The organism is Planctobacterium sp. R6, from assembly GCF_055755215.1.
Map to the genome: position 1 here is coordinate 1 of NZ_JBVTQY010000005.1, position 21,787 is coordinate 21,787.

Here is a 21,787-nt window from a genome sequence, read left to right on the forward strand (position 1 = left end):
GGCTCAAACTACAAGCCATCCTTGAAGGCTATGAATTGGCTAAGTCTCTTGAATCAGACTTGTGATCAAGAGACAGCTAAAACAGCGCCTTTTTTGGTATTTCTGCCGTTTATCAGCTCTTTTGACGCTTCATGGCATCAAAGAACTCATCATTGGTTTTAGTCATAGACAGCTTGCCAATGAGGAATTCCATCGCATCAATCTCTGACATTTCGTGCACGATTTTTCTCAGGATCCACATTTTCTGCAGCTCATCCTGTGAAGTCAGCAGCTCTTCACGACGGGTACCAGAGCGATTAAAGTCGATAGCCGGGAATACGCGTTTTTCTGCAATCTTGCGGTTCAGGTGCAATTCCATGTTACCGGTACCTTTAAACTCTTCGTAGATAACTTCATCCATCTTAGAGCCGGTATCGATCAATGCCGTTGCGATGATAGTCAGGCTGCCACCTTCTTCTACATTTCGAGCCGCACCAAAGAAACGCTTAGGCTTGTGTAGCGCATTAGCATCAACACCACCGGTCAGTACCTTACCGGAACTTGGAATAACGGTGTTGTAGGCACGTGCCAGACGAGTAATTGAATCCAATAAAATAACCACGTCTTTCTTGTGCTCTACCAGACGCTTGGCTTTCTCAATCACCATTTCAGCCACCTGCACGTGACGGCTGGCTGGCTCATCAAAGGTAGAGGCAACCACTTCGCCCTGCACCAGGCGCTGCATTTCGGTTACTTCTTCCGGACGTTCATCAATCAGCAATACCATTAACTGGCAATCCGGGTGATTGGCAGCAATTGACTGGGCGATGTTCTGTAATAACAATGTTTTACCGGCTTTTGGCGGGGCTACAATCAGACCACGCTGACCATTACCGATAGGAGAAGCAAGATCTAACACTCGCGCGGTAATGTCTTCGGTACTACCGTTGCCACGTTCCATTCTCAGGCGTTGTTCTGCATGCAGTGGCGTCAGGTTTTCGAATAAAATTTTGTTTCTGGAATTTTCAGGTTTATCAAAGTTAACCTGGTTTATCTTCAACAGTGCAAAGTAGCGCTCACTATCCTTTGGTGGTCTGATTTTTCCTGAAATGGTATCACCAGTGCGAAGGTTAAAGCGTCTGATTTGGCTGGGAGATACATAGATATCGTCCGGTCCGGCCAAATAAGATGAGTCAGCAGAGCGCAGAAAGCCAAAACCATCTTGTAAAATTTCAAGGACACCGTCGCCAAAAATATCTTCGCCGCTTTTTGCGTGAGTTTTAAGGATCGCGAAGATGATGTCTTGTTTACGGGCGCGGGCCATGTTTTCAATGCCCATTTCTTCCGCTAAAGAGACGAGTTCATTGATGGGTTTCTTTTTCAGTTCAGTCAGGTTCATATGGAAGGATCTTTATAATTGATGTGATACGCCTCTGGCGTGTTTGCTGTTGTCTGGGTCAATTATTTTGTTTATTCTCGGATAGAAATCGTGAGTAACAAGGATGTTCAGGTGTGAACAAGATTAAAACTAGCACCAAAAATTTAATTGAACAAGTAAAAAATGCGAATTACCGAAATTAGCCACCCATCAGGCCGGATTAGCGCTAAAACAGGGGATACCAGCGGCTACAATAGGAATTAACAGGGAACACAGACATGACGTTTAACCTTATCGAAGTAGATTACAACAACCCTCATCAGGCCAGTGATTTAGTTGCTATGCTCAATCATTATGCTCAGGACCCTATGGGTGGTGGCGAACCACTGAGCGAATTTGTTCATCAAAATCTGGCTAAATCCCTGGCACAGACCCCGGGTGCATTCTCCTTTATCATTTATATAGAAGGCAAACCCGCTGCCATGTGTAACTGCTTTACAGGGTTTTCCACCTTTGCCTGCAAACCGCTTATCAATATCCATGACTTTGTAGTGCACAGCGATTTCAGAGGGCAAGGATTAAGTAAGCATTTACTATCTGCGGTTGCAGAAAAGGCCAAAAAAGACGGCTGCTGCAAAGTGACACTGGAAGTGTTATCCAATAACAAAGCCGCCATTCAGGCTTACAACAAATTTGGTTTTAAATTATATCAACTGGATGAAGCCGCTGGCACCGCCCAGTTTATGGAGTTGAAATTGGTTTAGCCTGCTAGTAAATGTCCCTTATTTGAAAAAAAAGCCATTTACTCTGATTGGAGAAACCTGATTTTGTAAAATTAAGACCCCAAGGTATTGCATATCATCGTTGAGACTCCACTGCTTCCAGAGCACATGAATGGTTTCTCCTCTGCGAAGAATACCCAACAACTCTTTTTGTTCACTTAAAGAAGTTAAAAAAGGGACGTGCTTCCATTGCTCTTCTACATCCCTTTTAAGCTCCGGCGTTTTTAGTTCTTCCGGAGCGTATTGGGTGAATACATCCCAATTTCTGGTATTTGAACCTTCAACAAGCTCACGATAAATGGGTTCTGCAATTTGATGTATTTCCGCATCCGATTTTGAGGTTAGATCCAAAATAGCACTCCTTAAATCACGTTTTTTAAATGGAGCAACAAAATCAGATATTCAGTCAGCTCACATGATTTTTCATACTAAGGAGCATAGCAGACTGAGGAAAATTCGAGGAAAAGTATGCCTAGCCAGTTTTAATCACTTATTAAGTACTCAAAAACTGGTCCAATAATCGGCATTGCTTACCTACTCATTGACACTATTGGCGACAATGACTTTTGCCATTCCGGTCAACATGTGTTCCATCCAGTCAACGCCGTACTCTAATATTGAATCTACACTCAACGCCATGTAATGCTGTCCAGCTTCTGAAGCCAGGAACTGACTATAGGCCTCTAATGACGGGTCAGAAGCATCGCGAAACATATAGCTAAATGTAGCAACCATTTGCATTTCCAACATAGGCCCCAGTTGATCACGCATCATGGTAATTTGCTTGCGAAAGGTCCGTTCAAACTCCACCGGATCGCTGATGCGATTTTGGCCCAGCGCCTTATCAATTTCCACCACGCCCTTCATCATGGCAGGCATGAACTTTTCCATCATCTTGAACATCATTTCGTTCATTTCAGAAGCAGCAACCAAATCGCTAAACAACGCCATTTTACGTCGCCCTAACGCTTCTGGAGTAAAAGCCATAATATATTGCTGCATTGCCAGTGGGTCGATTTGTTGCGCCAGGATTTCCACCTGTGTGATCTCCCGACCTTCCGGACTGTTTAACCAGTTCAGGACTAAACGCAATTTATCGCTGTCACCCTGCTGTACAAAATGCTGTTTAACGGCGTTGAATACTTCAACTTCGTTAAAGTCATTCATAATCGTTGCCACAACATCATCCATCAGAACTTGTTTTTGCTGTGCCTCCATTGGCATCATGGCTGGCAGTTGAGACAACTGTGCAGGCATATTCATGATGGAAATTTCGATGCTGGATTGCTTTAGTACGGCATCCACCAGTGCAGCCTTATCCTGCGTAGCATTGGCGGTAGAAACGAAAAACAGTATTAGGGGTATCAGTACCTTTTTCATGTGAGCTTCCTTGATTCTTTCCGTTGGGTCAAAAAATTTTCGTCAGACTACCTGTATGACGTTTAGAAGCAAAGGCTAAAAAAATTCAGTTGCTGTAAGACATTGCCTTACGGTTTTGTCAGTCGGGGAATTTTTGCCGAACCACATAAAAAAAGCCCGGCGAAATTCACCGGGCTAACAGGGCTTTTAAAGCACCTAACGACAGAAATTGTCAACGTGGGAGACAAATCTGTTTGGGAACTTAGTTACTGGCTGCCACAATTGTTTTCATGTCAGTCATGTAACCGCGTAAGTCTGTACCAATGGTTTCAACAGGGTGATTGCGCAATGCATGGTTCGCCAGAACTAATGCTTTGTTATCAACACTGTTGGATGCACCGGAACTTTTACCGATCAGGTCGGTACCAATTTCAGGCATCAACTTCTCTCTCAGAAGTGGTACAGCTACATTCGCAAACAGATAGTTTCCATACTCTGCAGTATCCGAAATAACCACATTCATTTCGTATAAACGCTTACGGGCAATAGTGTTTGCTATTAACGGTGTCTCGTGCAGAGATTCGTAGTAAGCAGACTCTGGCAGAATTCCCGCCTCAACCATAACGTCGAAGGCCAGTTCTACACCCGTTTTGATCATGGCTACCATAAAGATGCCGTTATCAAAAAATTCTTGCTCATTGATGGTGCCGTCATATTTAGGCGCCTGCTCAAACCCAGTAGAGTTTGTTTCTTCACGCCATTTCAATAAGTTGGCATCACCGTTGGCCCAGTCTTCCATCATGGTTTTGGAAAACTCACCACACATGATGTCGTCCATGTGCTTTTCAAACAGAGGACGCAATAAACCATTTAGTTCATCAGACAAAGCTACGGCTTTCAGTTTGTCAGCATTCGACAAACGGTCCAGCATATTGGTAACTCCACCGATTTTCAGTGCTTCAGTGATTGCTTCAAGGCCATACTGAACCAATGCTCCGGCATAGCCGGCATCGATGCCTTCAGCTACCATTTTATCGTAAGCCAGAATCGCAGCAGTTTGCTGCATACCGCACAGAATGGTTTGTTCACCCATCAGGTCGGATTTTACTTCCGCAACGAAAGAGGACTCCAACACACCGGCTCTGTCTCCGCCTGTTGCAGAGGCCAGGGCTTTCGCGATATCCCAACCTTCACCTTTGGGGTCATTTTCTGGGTGAACCGCAATCAATGTCGGCACACCGAAACCACGCTTGTATTCTTCACGCACTTCTGTGCCTGGGCACTTAGGTGCACACATCACAACCGTGATGTCAGGGCGGATCTGTTGACCTTCTTCAACGATATTAAAACCGTGCGAATAGCCCAATGCGGCGCCGTCTTTCATCAGCGGCATTACGGCTTCAACCACGCTGGCGTGTTGCTTATCCGGCGTCAGGTTGTAGACCAAATCAGCCTGAGGGATCAGATCCTGATAGTTACCTACCGTAAAGCCGTTTTCAGTGGCTCTTTGATAAGATGCGCGCTTTTCGTCAATCGCTGACTGACGTAATGCATAACTCACATCCAGGCCGGAATCTCTCATATTCAGGCCCTGATTCAGACCCTGAGCACCACAACCTACGATGACGATTTTTTTACCTTTCATAAAATCACAGCCATCTGCAAATTCAGAACGGCTCATGAAACGACAACGACCTAACTGGTCTAACTGCTTACGCAAAGGCAATGAATTAAAATAATTTCCCATAACTCTTAATAATCTGTGACGATTAATCCGGGAACAACAATACGACTTTTTAGTCGTTGTGAAAAATGATATATTCGCAACATCACGTTTCATTTTTTGCAACATGGATAAGTAATGGACTTCCGGTCACTGCAAATATTCAAACATCTGGCGCAGTCCCTGCACTTTGGGAAAACCGCTGAAGCCATGTATATCAGCCCTTCCACATTATCCCGTGTGATCCAACGACTGGAAGATGAAGTGGGTTCCAGTCTCCTTGTGCGGGATAACAGAACCGCCAAGCTCACCCCGGCGGGACAGCGCTTTTTAGTGTTTGCCGAAGAAATCACGCGCCAATGGCAAACGTTGCAAGGGGATATCAACGAACAAATGCAGGCTTTGCAGGGCGAACTCAGTCTGTTTTGTACCGTAACGGCCAGTGTCAGTCACCTGCCACCGTTGCTGGAAGGCTTTCGCGATAGTCACCCCAGAGTTGAAATCAAACTGGCAACAGGTAACCCGGGCGAGTCGGTGCAACGGGTCATGGAGCAAAGTTCCGACCTGGCCATTGCCATTCACACCCCTAACTTTCCGCAGGAACTGTATTTTCAGCACCTGGATCAGGTGCCACTGGTGATGATCACCCCCAAAAAACACCCGGCGCGCAAAATATCAGACCTGGTCTGGACTGACGAACAAATGATTTTACCGGATATCGGCCCGTCAAAACGCATAGTACATCACTGGCTCAGCGAGCAGGGTATACGACCCAGAGTATATGCCAGCGTTGGCGGTAACGAGGCTATTTTGAGCATGGTGGCACTGGGCTGTGGTATTGCCATAGTGCCGGAAATTGTGGTCCACTACTCCACCATCGCCGACAAGGTAAATATCATTGAAATCAATAATATAGAATCTTATCGCCTGGGATTATGTTGTCTGGAAAAACGTCGTGATGAGCCGGTGATAAAAGCGTTTTTTGAGCAAATTTAAGGTTCAACGCAACAGATTGGCGATGATGCGATCCAGAGCGCGATAACCCAGCGCTTCGCTCAAATGCTGACGCTGAATGTCTTCCTGCCCCGCCAGATCGGCGATGGTTCGGGCAACTTTTAACAGGCGCTGATAGGTGCGAATGGAAAGCCGAAGTTTTTCCAGTACCATATCCAGAAATTGCTGATCGGACTCGGATAAAATGCAAAACTGTTTCACCTCGGCATTACTCAGTTCGGCATTAAGTTTTCCGGCTCTTTCATACTGCACCGCCATTGCCGTCAACACCTGTTGCCGTACCTGTTGACTGTTTTCAACCGGTTGTGTTCGCGCAAGTTGCAGATCCTGTTTTGACAATCTCGGGACGTCTACCTGCAAATCTATGCGGTCTAAAAACGGGCCTGACACCCGGTTCAGATACTTCAATATTTGGTCAGGCGTGTGCCTGCCGTCATTCACATCGCCGGAGGGGCTGGGATTTAAGGCCGCAATCAGTTGAAAACGGGCCGGGAACACCGCTTTTTGTGCAGCTCTGGATATGGTGATTTCCCCGGCTTCCAGCGGCTCCCGCAGCACGTCCAGCACCTTGCGCGGGAATTCAGTTAGTTCATCCAGGAACAAAATACCATTGTGCGCCAGACTGATCTCTCCTGGCACAGGTTTACTGCCGCCACCCACCAGCGCCACAGCAGAAGAGGTATGATGGGGATTGCGAAATGGCCTGAGACGCCAGTTTTTGGCATTGAAAGGCAAATTGGCGACAGATTTTACAGTAGCCGTTTGCAAGGACTCCTGTTCCGACATAGGTGGCAACAATCCTGCCAGGCGCGTAGCCAGCATGGTTTTTCCGGTACCCGGCGGACCACAAAACAACAGGTTGTGCCGACCTGCAGCCGCTATCGTCAGGGCTCGCTTGGCCTGTTGCTGGCCAATGATTTCAGCCAGATCCGGGTTTTCGCTTTGCGCTTCCTGAGAGTCTTTCACCAGCGAAGGCGCAATTTTTCGGCTTCCCGACAGATGCAAAAAAACCTCTTTAAAACTCAAGGCTGCATAAACCCGGGCATCCGATACCAGCATGGCTTCGTCCTGATTGGCAGCCGGTAAAATCAGCTGTTTTCCTGCATTTCGGGCCGCCACGGAGACGGGCAGAATGCCGCTAACCGGTCGCAATTCACCGGACAATGCCAACTCGCCAATAAACTCATAGTGCGCAATATCCATTTCCGGTGTCACCCCTGAAGCAGCAATGATGCCGATGGCAATCGCCAGATCAAAGCGCCCGCCTTCCTTGGGAAGATCTGCCGGTGCCAGGTTAACTGTGATTTTTTTGCCGGGGAATTCAAAATGAGAGTTGAGCAAGGCACTTCGTACCCTATCGCGGGCTTCTCTGACAGAGGCTTCGGGCAAGCCCACGATATTGAAGCCCGGCAGCCCATTTGAGAGATGCACTTCTACCGTAACCAAAGGTGCATCCACCCCCAAAACAGCGCGTGTTTTCACCACAGCCAGTGCCATATGCAATTCCTTTGCAAAATCCAAACTGCGCTCAAGTTTAGAGTAATCGCCCCCGTGAACAAGGGCTAAAAAGTACAGTTTTTAGTGCCTGTTCCTCATGCTCCGGGATTCACGCACTATTTATCGGCGTCACGCATCATGGGATGGTCGCCGGCTTTAAACACCCAGAAATGCCAGTGCCAGTGAATAGCGGCAACGCGCAGCAGCAAAGTACTTACAACACAGAGCAGCATGGCCAGGTGGATATTGTGGAAAAAAGTTTCAGTGGCAATGTACACCAGACCACCTGCGACACAGGTCATGGCATAGAGTTCACCGCGTAGCACCAGCGGGATTTCCCGGCAAATCACATCGCGAATCAACCCACCGAATACGCCGGTCATCACGCCCATAAACACCGCCACAAAAGGCGTGGTACCATAAGCGAGTGCCTTTTGCAGGCCCATCATGTTGAAAAATGCCAGTCCGATGGCATCAGCCAGCAACAGGTAGCGCATGGGAAACCAGTGGGTAATGCGCAACAGCATCATGGTGGACAGCGCGGCGGCGAGGATCACCAGAAAGAAATTCTTGTCCGTCAGCCAGTAAACCGGCACGTTCAGGATCATGTCCCGCAAAGTTCCACCACCAATGGCGGTTACCGCTGCCAGTACTAAAACGCCAAAGCCATCCATGCTTTTTCTGAAGGCCATTAAGGTGCCGGATATGGCAAATACCGCTACTCCGGCCAGGTCCACCCAATATAACCAGCTATTCAATTTCTGCTCTCGTTATTCATTTATGCCCACAGACTAATGCAAAAATTATAAAAATAAAGCTTGCGATAAAATCTACCGCTATGGTAATTGTATAAAAAGTGACGAAAACCGATGCCCCGGCATCCCAAAAACAGAAGACTAATGATCCCAACTCTTACCATTAACCCAGGCAAAATGCAGACTGTTCTTAACAGCCTCGTTGTCGTGGTCGTGGTGATTATTAGCTCGCTGCGGGGTCGGCTATAGGTTTTCGAAAATACCGAATTTAGCAAAACCCCCGCACGAAAGTCCGGGGGTTTTTTCGTTTTAGGGCCACTGAAAAAGTAAATGTTATGAATGGTGCAGAATACATATTGGCGTTTTTAGAGAAACAAGCTTGTCAACGGGTTTTTGGTTACCCCGGTGGAGCGGTTATGCCGCTTTACGATGCCATGCTGGATTCTCCGGTGAGCCACTACCTTACCCGGCATGAACAGGGTGCGGCTTTCGCCGCCATCGGCCAGGCCCGCAGCAGTAACCAGACCGCTGTTTGCATCGGCACATCCGGCCCCGGTGCCACCAACCTGTTAACGGCAGTCGCAGACGCCAAGTTAGATTCTGTGCCCCTGCTGGTATTAACCGGCCAGGTACCCACCAGCGCCATGGGCAGCGATGCCTTTCAGGAAGTGGATGTTCTGGGTTTATCTCTGAGCATCACCAAACACAGTTTTGTAGTCGAACGCATTGAGCAATTACCGGAAATTTTGCAATCCGCCTGGGATCTGACCATCGAAGGCAGACCGGGTCCGGTATTAGTGGATATACCCAAAGACGTTTTTCTGGCTGAACTAAATGCGCAGCCGGAAACAGTATCCAAACCAGGTAAAGAGAATTTTAATTCTTCTATAAAAGAGCTGGATAACAACAACTTACAATCTATCGCCATTGCCAATCAATTATTGAAGTCCAGTCAAAAACCGGTGCTTTATGTGGGAGGTGGCGTAGTAATGGGTCACGCTCAGCAGGCCCTGAATGAATTTTTGCAGGACACAGGGATGCCAGCCGTTTCCACCTTAAAAGGCCTGGGCACGGTGGACAAAGATTATGCGCTGAATCTGGGCATGTTAGGAATGCACGGCCTACCACCAGCCAATTATGCGGTTCAGGAAGCCGATTTATTGCTGGTCGCCGGAGCGCGCCTGGATGACAGAGCCACCGGCAAGCTCAACGAATTCGCCCCCAACGCCAAACTGATCCATATCGATATTGATGCCGCGGAAATAGGCAAGCGCCGCGCGGCTGATGCTGCCATCAAAGCGGATATCAAACAGGTACTGCCAAAGTTATGCCGTGAGATACAGTTCGCCGACTGGCAAGCCAGATGTGCAAACCTGCAACAACAACACCAGCAAAATTATGTGTTTTCGCCGCAGGAGCAACAGATTTCCGGCCCTAAATTACTGCGTATGTTAAGTAATAAACTCAACCACAGTGATATCGTGTGCTGTGACGTAGGCCAGCATCAAATGTGGGTGGCGCAACATATTCAGTTTTCCTCTCCCACCAGTCATCTGAGCAGCGGCGGCCTGGGCACTATGGGATTTGGTTTACCGGCCGCCATTGGAGCGCAACTGGAAAACCCGCAGAAAAATGTGGTGGCGGTGTGTGGTGATGGCTCTTTTATGATGAATATCCAGGAGTTAGCTACCTTAAACCGCTACCGTATTCCGGTAAAAATTCTGGTAATGGATAATCAGCGCTTAGGCATGGTGAAACAGTGGCAGGAATTGTTTAACGAGGAACGCTACAGCGAAACCAATCTGTCGGACAACCCGGAGTTTTCCAAAGTCGCCCAAGCCTTTGGATTAGAGGCCGAAGTGCTGGAGTCTGTTGCCGATGTCGAAGCGAAACTGGACTGGTTTCTACAGTCTGATTCACCCTGTTTATTACACGTCAGATTAAGCACTCAGGAAAATGTCTGGCCAATCGTGCCACCCAATACAGCAAACCACAACATGATGGAGGAACACCATGCAATATCAAATTGAACTGCAATTACACAATCAACCCGCAGTATTAGAACGCGTCCTTCAGGTGGTGCGCTATCGACAATTTCATCTCGAAGGTATGCAAATGCAGCCGGAAGGACAGGATAAGTTGACAGTTCAGTTAAAAGTTTCTGGGCAACATTCCATCAACATACTAACCAGCCAACTGAATAAGTTGTATGATCTGGCTCGCTTAACTATTCAACATGAGATGCCGCTCAAGGCGACGGCATAAACTAGGAAATAACAATGTCTAAAAAACTTGCAGATCACATCTGGTTCAACGGTGAAATCATTCCTTGGGAAAAAGCCACGGTTCACGTATTAACTCACGCCATTCACTACGGCTCTTCAGTCTTTGAAGGTGTGCGCGCTTATGATACGCCAGATAAAGGACCTTGTGTGTTCAGAATGCAGGAGCATACCCGCCGTTTGTTCGATTCTGCCAAAGTATATCGCATGACTATCCCCCACACTCAGGATGACATCAATGAAGCAACCTTAGCCATTCTGAGAAAAAATGAATTGAAATCCGCCTACATTCGTCCTATCGCCTTTTATGGTGATATCGGTATGGGCCTGCAGGTACCCTTCGGTACGGAAGTGGATCTGGCGATTGCGGCATTCCCCTGGGGTGCATACCTGGGTGATGAAGCCCTGAAAAACGGGGTTGATGCCGGTGTTTCTTCCTGGAACCGTCTGGCAGCCAATACCATGCCCACGGGTGCCAAAGCCGGTGGTAACTATATGTCTTCGCAGCTGATCTCGATGGAAGCCCGTCGTCACGGCTACGGCGAAGGTATTGCACTGGACGTAAACGGCTACGTCAGTGAAGGCGCCGGTGAAAACCTGTTTGTGATCCGCAACGGCGTGGTAGCCACCACACCTAAAACTGCGGCGATCTTGCCAGGTATTACCCGTGACACGGTTATGACTTTATTGCGCGAAATGGGCTATGAAGTACGCGAAGAAAACATTCCACGTGAATCTCTATACCTGGCTGATGAAGTGCTGATGTGTGGTACCGCCGCCGAAGTTACGCCAGTGCGCAGTGTTGACGGCATTCCGGTCGGTAACGGTGGCCGTGGCCCAATCACCGAAAAAGTACAGGACGCTTTCTTTGGTCTTTTCAATGGAAAAACTGAAGACAAGTGGGGCTGGTTAACACCAGTAGAATAAATATTCTTAAATTAACATATTGATATAGGTAGTAAAAATGCCAAAACGACTGCGTTCAGCAACCACCACTCACGGTAGAAACATGGCCGGCGCCAGAGCACTCTGGCGGGCAACAGGGATGAAGGATAATGATTTCGGCAAACCCATTATTGCGATTGCCAACTCCTTCACCCAGTTTGTGCCGGGCCATGTGCACCTCAAAGATTTGGGGCAACTGGTTGCCAGAGCAGTCGAAGAAGCCGGCGGTGTTGCCAAAGAGTTCAACACTATCGCGGTGGACGATGGCATTGCGATGGGGCACGGCGGCATGCTGTATAGCCTGCCTTCCCGTGACCTGATCTCAGACTCAGTGGAATACATGGTGAACGCCCATTGTGCCGATGCCATTGTGTGTATCTCCAACTGCGACAAAATCACACCCGGGATGCTGAACGCGGCTATGCGTTTAAATATCCCCACAATTTTTGTTTCCGGTGGTCCAATGGAAGCCGGAAAAACCAAACTTTCTGACCAGATCATCAAGCTAGACCTGGTGGATGCCATGGTAGCAGCGGCAGACGATAAGGTATCTGACGAAGACACTGCGCAAATTGAGCGCTCTGCCTGCCCCACCTGTGGTTCCTGCTCAGGTATGTTTACCGCCAACTCTATGAACTGTCTGACCGAAGCTCTGGGGTTATCCCTACCGGGCAATGGCTCGTTACTGGCCACACATGCTGATCGTGAAAAACTGTTTATTCAGGCAGGGCAGCAAATTGTAGCTATGTGTAAAGCCTACTATGAGCAGGACAATGACAGCATGTTACCGCGTAACATTGCCAACTTTAACGCCTTTGAAAATGCCATGAGTCTGGATATTGCCATGGGCGGTTCCACCAACACGATATTGCATTTATTGGCAGCGGCCCAGGAAGGTGAAATTCCCTTTACCATGGCTGATATCGACCGGTTGTCCCGTAAAGTTCCCCATTTATCTAAAGTGGCACCGGCAACTAATAAGTACCATATGGAAGACGTACACCGGGCCGGTGGTGTACTGGCTATTTTGGCAGAACTGGAGCGCGGCGGTTTACTGCATTCCGACTCTCCACACGTTCTGGGAAGCACCATTAGTGAAGTAATCGCTAACTGGGATATAACCAATAATCAAAACAAGCAAGCGCTTACTTTCTATTCTGCAGGCCCAGCAGGGATACGTACCACTCAGGCTTTTAGTCAGAGTTGTCGCTACCCGGCACCAGACACAGATCGTGAGAACGGCTGTATCCGAAGCATCGAACACGCTTACAGCCAGGAAGGTGGACTTGCGGTGTTATTCGGTAACATTGCTGAAAATGGCTGTATTGTGAAAACCGCCGGTGTAGATGAGTCTATCTGGAAGTTTACCGGTCGGGCGCGCATTTATGAAAGTCAGGATGCGGCAGTAGAAGCCATCTTAAATGACGAAGTGGTGGCCGGTGACGCCGTTATTATTCGTTACGAAGGCCCTAAAGGTGGCCCTGGTATGCAGGAAATGCTGTACCCCACCTCTTATCTGAAATCAAAAGGCTTAGGCAAGTCGTGCGCCCTGATCACTGATGGCCGTTTTTCCGGTGGTACTTCCGGACTGTCGATCGGGCATTGTTCACCTGAAGCAGCCAGCGGTGGTGGCATCGGTCTGGTGGAAGAAGGGGATACCATCATTATCGATATCCCCAACAGAACCATTAACGTGGATTTGAGTCAGGAAATATTAGAACAACGGCGTAACAGCATGGAGAGTTCTGCATCTCCCTGGCGTCCGGTTAATAGAGAACGTGCAGTCTCAAATGCACTGAAAGTCTTTGCAATGCTGGCCACCAGTGCCGACAAAGGTGCGGTAAGAGATATCGCTAAATTAAAGGACTAAGGGTATGAGTGATACTGAAGTTGTGGTATCTGACAGTGAATACCTGAAAAAAGTCCTGTTATCACCGGTTTATGATGTTGCCAGGAACACTGAACTGCAATACATGCAGCGTTTGTCCCAGGCCATGGGCAATGAAGTCTGGTTGAAACGTGAAGATCAGCAACCGGTTAAATCTTTCAAACTCCGGGGGGCGTACAATTGCATCACCCACCTGAGCGACGAAGCATTGCAAAAAGGCGTCATTGCTGCCTCTGCCGGTAATCATGCCCAGGGCGTTGCCTATTCCGCTTTTAAGAAGAAAATACGGGCTACCATCGTTATGCCGGAAACCACGCCCGACATAAAAATTGACGCTGTGCGCTCATTTGGTGGTGACTGGATAAACATTATCCTGCATGGCACCAGCTTTGATGCTGCCAGTGACGAAGCCAGACGCCTGGCGGCAGAGCATGGTTACACCATGATCCCACCTTTTGACACACCGGACGTAATCGCTGGTCAGGGTACTATTGCCCGTGAGTTACTGGAACAAAACCCCCATCTGGATACGCTGTTTATCGCCGTTGGCGGGGGTGGTTTGGCTGCCGGAATCGCGGTATTTGTTAAGCAGCTCAAGCCCGATGTTAAAATTGTTGCCGTCGAGGCGGAAGACTCCGCCTGTTTGAAAGCGGCACTGGCTGCAGGCAAACCGGTAACATTACCTTCTGTGGGGATTTTTGCCGATGGTGTAGCCGTAAAAACCATGGGCACGGAAACCTTTCGTTTGTGTCAACGTCTGGTGGACGAAGTTATCACGGTTAACAGCGACGAAATCTGTGCGGCTATTAAAGAGATTTTTGAAGACACCCGGGTTATCGCCGAACCGGCGGGAGCTTTGTCTGTTGCGGGTATAAGAAAGTACGTTCTTGAAAACAATATTAAAGATCAGAAGCTTGCCGGTATCTTGTGTGGTGCCAATATTAATTTTCACACACTGCGCTATGTTTCAGAACGTTGCGAACTGGGTGAACAAAAAGAAGCGGTATTTGCGGTGCGAATCCCTGAACGCAAAGGTGCCTTCAAAGAGTTTTGCGATATTCTGGGTAAACAGGCCATAACCGAATTTAACTACCGTTATTCCTCCGGTGACACTGCTCATATCTTTGTGGGCATTAAATTGCGTCGTGGCAAGGAAGAATACCGGGAAATCACCAGCAAATTAGATAACCGGGATTACAAATGGTTTGATATGTCTGACAATGAAATTGCCAAATTGCATGTCAGATATATGGTAGGTGGCAGACCCCCTACTTTGCTGACCGAAAAGCTGTACTCCTTTGAGTTTCCTGAACACCCCGGCGCCTTGCTTAACTTTTTAACTACACTGGGCGAACAATGGAATATTACCCTGTTTCATTATCGCAACCATGGTGCAGCTGAGGGCCTGGTGTTGGCGGGTTTTGATATTCCGGACGGTGAAGCTCCCTTGTTTAATCAACATCTGGAAAAACTGGGCTATCACTATGAAGATCAAAGTGAAAATCCGGCCTACAAATTTTTTCTGTCTGATTTAAATGGCGTGTTCTGACAAACGGGAATAACCTTTGGCTTATTCAAGCCAAAGGCTGCCTGCTCCAAACCTATACCTGTCATCAGTCACTGCTTCCGTCAGATTCCTGCGCAGCTAATACCGCTAAAAAACCCATCAGTAGCATCATAAAGGGCATACCAATCAGATTAAAGCTGGTTTCCAGATGCTGAGTCCACTGCATCCAGATCATCAATCCCCAACCAATCAATAGTGTCACAATAACCACGGGTAACCTGAACATGCGTTTCATTTTGCTTCTCCTCATTAAGTTGAGGTAATTTTAGCCACTTGCAATAATGCGCAGAAGTGGCAATAATGACAATTAAAGTGCCTTTATTGCCATCGGTAGACGATTTTGGCGTTTTAACTGTCTGTACGGAGAATCCCATGAAGACCATTAACATTATTGCCACGCCTAACTGCGTGTTTTCCAGCCTGACCGGCATTGTGGACTTTATGGAGTTTTGCAACATATTTTGGCGCTATCTGCATCCGGACTGTGATGAACAACTATTTCGCTGTCAGATATACAGCACCGAAGGCGAAGAGTTAAAAAGCGCGGCAGGTATTTCGATTAAAGCAAAAAATATCAGGGACTACACACCGGGCGATGCGGTCTTTCTGGTGTCTATTTTTGCTCACAACCGTGCTCACATGGAGGCCTATCTCAATAGCTGCCATTGTGTAACAGAGGTTATTCGACAGGAACACCAACAAGGAAAGCTCATTGCCAGCTATTGCACCGGCACTTTTGGCCTTGCAAGAACAGGAGTTCTTAATGATATACCCGCCACCACGGTCTGGTGGATGAAGAACCTGTTTAGCGAACACTTTCCCGATGTGCAATTAAAAATGGATGAACTGGTGGTTGTTCATGGCAACATCATTACCGGAGGCGCCACCACGTCTTACTTTAGTGTTTGCATGGCGCTGCTGGAAAAGCTCACCAACGATATCTTCGCCACGCAAATGTCAAAATTACTGTTACTGGACAAACAACGATTGTCGCAGCAGCCTTTTATTGATACCGCGTTTATCATCAATAAACACGACGCATTGGTAGAAAGCATTCAGGCCTGGATGATGAAACATTACGCTGAGCCGTTTTCTCTGGATGCAATCTGTGAACAGTTTGCCGTGACTAAGCGCACTTTAATCCGGCGCTTTAAAAATGCCTGCAACGAAACACCGCTGAATTACCTGCAGAAGATCAGAGTAGAAAAGGCCAAACACTATCTGGAATCCACGAATCTGCCTGTAGAACAGATTGTGTTTAAGGTGGGTTATGAGGATGTGGCTTCGTTTCGCAAATTATTTAACAACCACACACAGCTATCGCCGAAGAATTATCGCGAGCGCTTCGGCTTTGCGCATACCGAAGCGCAACAGGCCTAATCGGCGCTGTTTTCGATTTTTGCCGTGGCTGAGTTGGCTTTCTCCAGCTCTTCCATACGCGTTTCCAGCGCAATGAGTTTCTCACGGGTACGCTGTAAAACAGAGGTTTGCACATCAAACTCTTCTCTGGATACAAAATCCAGTCGACTCAGCTGATGCTGCAGCGCCTGTTTTACCTTGGCATCCACCCCTTCGGCCATTTGTTTCACACCGGGCGGAATGCTGTCTACCACTTTATTGGCAATTTCTTCCAGTTTCTTTGGATCAAGTACCATACTTACTGAGTCCTGCATATTTTTATGATTAACCACAGTGTGGAGGCTTTTTCTATGTATCTCAACTTTTTGTGTGGCATTGCACAGATTATTTTTGCCGACTCGTGTAAAATCAGCCGCCCTGATTTTCCCAGTTGACAGTCTGAGAAGCGAAACCCATGAGACTCAATCCGCAGCAAGATGATGCAGTTAAATATATTTCCGGTCCCTGCCTGGTATTGGCGGGCGCAGGTAGTGGTAAAACGCGGGTTATCACCAATAAAATAGCCTATCTGGTAAGGGAATGCGACGTACCAGCGCGCTATATCGCAGCCGTAACCTTTACCAATAAAGCGGCTCGTGAGATGAAAGAACGGGTCAGCCAGACACTAGGCAAAGCAGAAGCCCGGGGTTTAAAAGTATCGACGTTTCACACTCTCGGTCTGAATATCATCAAATCAGAAACCAGGGCATTGAACATCAAGCCTGGTTTTTCTTTGTTTGATGATAAAGATACCCTGGCATTGCTTAAGGATCTCACTGAAGACACCATAGACGGTGACAAGGAACAGTTGTCCTTGCTGCAAAGCTGCATTTCCAACTGGAAAAACGATCTCATCACGCCACAACAATTGTTAAACCAGGTCAGCTCCACTGGAGAAAAAGAATTTGCCCATGTTTATTTGCGGTATCAGGAACATTTGCAAGCCTACAATGCCCTGGATTTTGACGACCTTATCCTGTTGCCAACCTTATTGTTACAGCAAAACCAACAAGTCCGACAAAAGTGGCAGAACAAAATCCGCTATATGTTAGTGGATGAGTATCAGGATACTAATACCAGTCAATATGAACTGGTGCGCCTACTGGTGGGAGAACGAGCCAGATTTACCGTGGTGGGAGATGATGATCAGTCTATTTATTCCTGGCGTGGTGCCAAGCCGCAAAACCTGATCCTACTGAAAGAACATTACCCTAACCTGAGAGTGATCATGCTGGAGCAAAACTATCGCTCCTCTGGTCGTATTCTGCATTGTGCCAATATTCTGATCCAGAATAATCCCCATGAGTTTGAGAAACGCTTATTCTCGGAACTCAGTTACGGTGCAGAATTACGCGTTATCCAGTGTAAAAACGAGGAACATGAAGTAGAGCGGGTGGTGGCAGAACTGATGTCCCACAAGTTTATGAATGGCACCAGTTATAAAGACTATGCCATATTATATCGCGGTAACCACCAGTCCCGGCCTTTTGAAAAATCCCTGATGCTCAATCGCATTCCCTACAAAATCAGTGGTGGAATGTCGTTTTTTGGACGGGCAGAAATCAAAGACATCATGGCCTACCTGCGATTGCTGGTGAATCACGACGACGATACCGCGATGTTACGCGTAATCAACACACCCACCCGTGGCATTGGCCGGGCTACACTGGAAAAGCTGGGTAATCTGGCCAATCAACTGAAAATATCGCTATTTGAAGCGTCACTGTCATCGCAATTACCACAGGTACTCAGCGGCAAATCACTGGCCGCCGTACAGGGTTTTGGTCGCTGGATAGTAGAGCTGGCAGACAATGCCCAGCGCGGAGATACCAATGCCGCGTTGCGGGATCTGATCAAAGGTGCCAAATACGAAGAATGGGTCTATGAAACCAGTGCGTCACCCAAAGCTGCGGAAATGACCCTGGCCAATATCAGTACTTTATACGGCTGGGTACAGGGTATGCTGGAAGGCACGGATACCGATCCTCCCATGAGTCTGGTGGAAGTGGTTAACCGCCTTATTCTGCGGGACATGATGGAAAAGAACGAGGAAGAAGACGCCAGTGACGCCGTACAATTAATGACCTTACATGCCTCGAAAGGCCTGGAGTTTCCATACGTATTTATGGTGGGTATGGAAGAAGGTTTGTTGCCCCATCAAAGCAGTATCGACGAGGACAATGTCGAGGAAGAACGACGTCTGGCCTATGTGGGAATTACCCGCGCACAACGAGAACTCATATTCTCATTAGCAAAAGAGCGTCGACAGTTTGGAGAGATAAACTTTCCGGAACCCAGCCGCTTTCTGGATGAACTTCCGGTTGATGATGTCGTTTGGGAAACCAAAAAGCCGTCGGCCAGTAAAGAAGAAAAACAGAAAAAGGGCGAAGTCGGAATTGCTAATTTACGCAATATGCTGCGTTAAACCTGGCTCAGGCAGTCAATGGAATGACTTTTTCTTCATTTTCGACTTTTTTTTGATCCTGTTCGGCCTTCGGCTTGTCGATGGATTTATTCTGAAATTCGGTCAGAAACGAGCCCTGCCCTAACTCACAGCCAATCCCCACCAATGCCTCACATTGTGCGGCATTCTCGATACCCTCTGCTATTAACTGGAAGCCAAAGTGTTGCGAAATCTGCTGCACTGACTGGATCAGCTTCAGGTTTTGTTCTGATCCGGGCAGCGAACGAATAAATTTGCGATCAAACTTCACGTAATCAAAGGGGTAAGAACACAGATAGTTCAGGGATGCCAGGCCATTACCAAAGTTATCAAGTACCAGGGTAACCCCGGCTTTTTTGAGCATTTTAATAGACTGTAACACCTGCTGAGACTTGCGGTTTAATAAGGTTTCGTCGATTTCAATCACCAGTCTTTCCGGGGAAATACCCGACGACATGACATTCTCAATCAACTGATTGACCAGCGAAGCCTGCATCAGGTGATTACCGGACAGGTTGATGGCAACCTTGTCGGTCTTGGAAATAAAAGGCACATCTTCCTGCTCAGACAAAATCTGACAGGCCTTTTCCAGCATGAAATTATCCATTTCCATCGTCATGCCACTGTGTTCGATAATGCGTACAAACTGATCTTTCTTTACACTGCCGATAGTCGGGTGCACCCAGCGCACATAACACTCATGGTAAATGGTTTCATCACTGCCCAGGTGGATCACCGGCTGATAATTGCAATCGAATGCTTTTAACTTTAACGTGCGGCGGAAGTCATTTTCCAGCTCCAGCTCTTCCAGCAGTTTTTCACGCATACTCTGGTCGAACATCACATAGCGACCACGCCCCAGTGATTTGGCCTGGTACATTGCGGAATCGGCGTCACGAATAATTTCATCGGCACTTTGATACCAGCTTTCAACGTAAGCAATACCGATACTGCCGCCTGAGTACATTTCTGAACCATCCAGACAGAAAGGTTTGCTCAGGGTTTCCAGAATGCGCTGTGAAACCTCTTCGACATCTTCATCGTCGTCAAAGTTGTCCAGCAGGATCACAAATTCGTCTCCGCCCAGTCGGGCTAACAAATCGTGCCCCCGGATGCACTGATCAACCCGCAAGCTCACTTCAATTAAAAAGCTGTCGCCCGCGTGGTGACCCAGGGTGTCGTTGATTAATTTGAAACGGTCCAGGTCGATAAACAACAGCGCAAATTTGTTCTCAGGGAAACGCTGTTTGTTGGCCAATGCCAACTCCAGTCGATTGAGGAACATAGCGCGGTTAGGTAATCCAGTTAATGCATCGTGATGCGCATCGTGGATCAGCTTTAATTCGATTTGCTTACGCTCTTCGATTTGTTTTTTCAGGTGGGCATTGGTTTCATCCAATTCCTGAGTGCGCTCTTTGACCCGGGAAGACAGTTCGTTGTTGTAAGCGTAAATCGCTTCAGCTGCCTTTTTACGCTCCAGTGCTACCGCAATATGGTGAGAAACAAAGCGCAATAATTCCAGATCTTTAAAACCATAGGTGTAATCTTCGTTATAGGCCTGAATCCCTATAACACCCGACACTTCGCCATCGACAATCAGAGGTGCGCCAATCCAGGAGTTTTTACTGGCCAACATGCGCCCAGCAATATCCGGGCATAACAAACCTTCTTCGGCAAGTTCCTGCGCGCGTTTTGCATCTATCAGTTCGGCATGGCCATGTTTGAGTACATATTCCGTCAGCCCCTGGCCCAACGGTCGGGGGGTGGCCGCCTTACTCTTTTGATCACTGAAATAGGGAAAGCGTAAGAACTGGCGTTCTTTATCCAAAGTGGCAATATAAAGGTTAGGAGCATGAATAAGACGAGCCAGGATATCGTGCAGGTTAGCGTAAAAATCAGGGATATCACCTTCCATCGTGGCGGAAAGCTCTGATATTTCAAACAGGGCTTGTTGCAGAGACTCTATCTTCTGGCGTTCTTTAATTTCTTCCTGCAACTCGTTGTTAATGTCGCGCAATTGTTTAGTGCGCTGTCTGATCGTCTTTTCGGTTAACTCACGGTTTTTAACCCGATCCACTGTGGTTACTATGTGCTGCGACACAAACAGTAAAATGTCCAGATCGTCTTCGGTGTAGCGAACCGCATCGTCATAGCTTTGTACCGCCATCACACCAATAATGCGTTGACCTCGCTTCAGCGGCACACCAATCCAGTCAACGGGCCGGGTACCCAGCTTGCTGATACCGATCTCTTCAACTTTCTGATCGTAGTTCTCTTTGGTGAGAAACAGATGATTACCGGTTTCTAATACATAGCCGGTGAAACCATCTTTTAACTTTTCCGCGGGCATTTCGTTCATAGTGAGTTCGTCGAATTCATCAACGAAGTAAACGAAATCTACCATGCTCTCGCTGTCATCGTAGAAAGCGACGTAGAAATTACGAGCATGCATAAAGCTGGCGATAATGTCATGGACAGCGGAATACAGGCGTGACAATTCGCTAACTGAACTGGAGAGTTCAGAAATATCGAATAACGCTTTTTGAATGGCTTCGGCGCGCTTGTACTTCTCTGTCACCTTTTGAAGCTGCGGGACCAACTCTCGCAATTCGTCCTCAGACAGTACGCCAGCCTGATTATTTTGTTCCATCACACATTGTTGTCAAAATTTAATTATAATTATTCGCCAGAATAGACGTTGCTAAAAATAACGTAACATTAACAAAAAGGCCACCTTTGAGGTGACCTTTTCTTAGAATATTTGGAATGAAATTAAT

The 21,787-nt window shown here is 47.5% G+C and carries 18 protein-coding genes; 9 read left to right on the forward strand and 9 right to left on the reverse strand.

The features are described from left to right. Positions 1-112 precede the first annotated feature (112 nt). Positions 113-1,378, reverse strand: coding sequence for a transcription termination factor Rho (gene rho / locus AC0J20_RS04815; RefSeq protein WP_473020834.1), 1,266 nt, complete (start codon positions 1,376-1,378; stop codon positions 113-115). 257 nt (positions 1,379-1,635) lie between these two features. Between rho and AC0J20_RS04820 the strand changes: the two genes are divergently transcribed. Beyond that, positions 1,636-2,121 carry a GNAT family N-acetyltransferase gene (locus AC0J20_RS04820; protein WP_473020835.1) on the forward strand — a complete coding sequence of 162 codons (486 nt, stop codon included), beginning with the start codon at positions 1,636-1,638 and terminating at the stop codon, positions 2,119-2,121. Between the two features lie 18 nt (positions 2,122-2,139). Here the strand turns inward: AC0J20_RS04820 and AC0J20_RS04825 are convergent, their stop codons facing one another. The 3 genes from AC0J20_RS04825 to ilvC all read right to left on the reverse strand — a co-directional run bounded on the left by AC0J20_RS04825 (position 2,140) and on the right by ilvC (position 5,245). After that, positions 2,140-2,490: a hypothetical protein gene (locus tag AC0J20_RS04825; RefSeq protein WP_473020836.1), complete on the reverse strand. Its 351-nt coding sequence runs from the start codon at positions 2,488-2,490 to the stop codon at positions 2,140-2,142. Between the two features lie 183 nt (positions 2,491-2,673). Then, positions 2,674-3,519 (reverse strand): hypothetical protein, encoded by an 846-nt coding sequence (locus tag AC0J20_RS04830; RefSeq protein WP_473020837.1) that lies wholly within the window; start codon positions 3,517-3,519, stop codon positions 2,674-2,676. Between the two features lie 241 nt (positions 3,520-3,760). Then, on the reverse strand, positions 3,761-5,245 hold the full coding sequence (ilvC, locus tag AC0J20_RS04835) for a ketol-acid reductoisomerase (protein ID WP_473020838.1): 1,485 nt from the start codon (positions 5,243-5,245) through the stop codon (positions 3,761-3,763). 114 nt (positions 5,246-5,359) lie between these two features. Between ilvC and ilvY the strand changes: the two genes are divergently transcribed. Then, the gene (ilvY, locus tag AC0J20_RS04840; RefSeq protein WP_229529839.1) at positions 5,360-6,217 is read left to right on the forward strand and encodes an HTH-type transcriptional activator IlvY; all 858 of its coding nucleotides are present in this window, start codon (positions 5,360-5,362) and stop codon (positions 6,215-6,217) included. A 3-nt stretch (positions 6,218-6,220) separates the two neighbouring features. Here ilvY and AC0J20_RS04845 read toward each other — a convergent pair whose 3' ends face one another. Together AC0J20_RS04845 and AC0J20_RS04850 are read right to left on the reverse strand one after the other, a co-directional pair. Then, the gene (locus tag AC0J20_RS04845; RefSeq protein ID WP_473020839.1) at positions 6,221-7,732 is read right to left on the reverse strand and encodes a YifB family Mg chelatase-like AAA ATPase; all 1,512 of its coding nucleotides are present in this window, start codon (positions 7,730-7,732) and stop codon (positions 6,221-6,223) included. Between the two features lie 116 nt (positions 7,733-7,848). Then, on the reverse strand, positions 7,849-8,490 hold the full coding sequence (locus AC0J20_RS04850) for a trimeric intracellular cation channel family protein (protein ID WP_473020840.1): 642 nt from the start codon (positions 8,488-8,490) through the stop codon (positions 7,849-7,851). Between the two features lie 332 nt (positions 8,491-8,822). On the opposite strand from AC0J20_RS04850, the gene ilvG reads away from it, so the two are divergent. From ilvG to ilvA, 5 genes are read left to right on the forward strand one after another with little or no spacing between them, the layout of a single operon-like run. Continuing rightward, the gene (gene ilvG, locus AC0J20_RS04855; protein WP_473020841.1) at positions 8,823-10,517 is read left to right on the forward strand and encodes an acetolactate synthase 2 catalytic subunit; all 1,695 of its coding nucleotides are present in this window, start codon (positions 8,823-8,825) and stop codon (positions 10,515-10,517) included. Further along, positions 10,501-10,752 (forward strand): acetolactate synthase 2 small subunit, encoded by a 252-nt coding sequence (ilvM, locus tag AC0J20_RS04860; RefSeq protein ID WP_229529811.1) that lies wholly within the window; start codon positions 10,501-10,503, stop codon positions 10,750-10,752. The genes ilvG and ilvM overlap by 17 nt, the downstream gene beginning before the upstream one ends. A 14-nt stretch (positions 10,753-10,766) precedes the next feature. Then, positions 10,767-11,696: a branched-chain amino acid transaminase gene (locus tag AC0J20_RS04865; protein ID WP_229529810.1), complete on the forward strand. Its 930-nt coding sequence runs from the start codon at positions 10,767-10,769 to the stop codon at positions 11,694-11,696. Positions 11,697-11,733: 37 nt separating this feature from the next. Beyond that, positions 11,734-13,584 carry a dihydroxy-acid dehydratase gene (ilvD, locus tag AC0J20_RS04870; RefSeq protein WP_473020842.1) on the forward strand — a complete coding sequence of 617 codons (1,851 nt, stop codon included), beginning with the start codon at positions 11,734-11,736 and terminating at the stop codon, positions 13,582-13,584. Positions 13,585-13,588: 4 nt separating this feature from the next. Continuing rightward, complete coding sequence (gene ilvA / locus AC0J20_RS04875) at positions 13,589-15,151, forward strand: threonine ammonia-lyase, biosynthetic (protein ID WP_473020843.1); 1,563 nt, start codon at positions 13,589-13,591, stop codon at positions 15,149-15,151. Positions 15,152-15,215: 64 nt separating this feature from the next. Here the strand turns inward: ilvA and AC0J20_RS04880 are convergent, their stop codons facing one another. After that, entirely contained in the window at positions 15,216-15,404 is a 189-nt protein-coding gene (locus AC0J20_RS04880) for a hypothetical protein (protein WP_473020844.1), read from the reverse strand. 65 nt (positions 15,405-15,469) lie between these two features. Between AC0J20_RS04880 and AC0J20_RS04885 the strand changes: the two genes are divergently transcribed. Next, positions 15,470-16,549 carry a GlxA family transcriptional regulator gene (locus tag AC0J20_RS04885; RefSeq protein ID WP_473020845.1) on the forward strand — a complete coding sequence of 360 codons (1,080 nt, stop codon included), beginning with the start codon at positions 15,470-15,472 and terminating at the stop codon, positions 16,547-16,549. On the opposite strand, the gene ubiK is transcribed toward AC0J20_RS04885, so the two are convergent. Beyond that, positions 16,546-16,824, reverse strand: a complete 279-nt coding sequence (gene ubiK / locus AC0J20_RS04890) for a ubiquinone biosynthesis accessory factor UbiK (RefSeq protein ID WP_473020846.1) — start codon at positions 16,822-16,824, stop codon at positions 16,546-16,548. The two genes, AC0J20_RS04885 and ubiK, sit on opposite strands and share 4 nt — an antisense overlap. A gap of 158 nt (positions 16,825-16,982) precedes the next feature. Between ubiK and rep the strand changes: the two genes are divergently transcribed. Next, positions 16,983-18,992, forward strand: a complete 2,010-nt coding sequence (gene rep, locus AC0J20_RS04895; protein ID WP_473020847.1) for a DNA helicase Rep — start codon at positions 16,983-16,985, stop codon at positions 18,990-18,992. Positions 18,993-18,999: 7 nt separating this feature from the next. On the opposite strand, the gene AC0J20_RS04900 is transcribed toward rep, so the two are convergent. Beyond that, entirely contained in the window at positions 19,000-21,660 is a 2,661-nt protein-coding gene (locus AC0J20_RS04900) for a bifunctional diguanylate cyclase/phosphodiesterase (RefSeq protein ID WP_473020848.1), read from the reverse strand. Positions 21,661-21,787 lie beyond the last annotated feature (127 nt).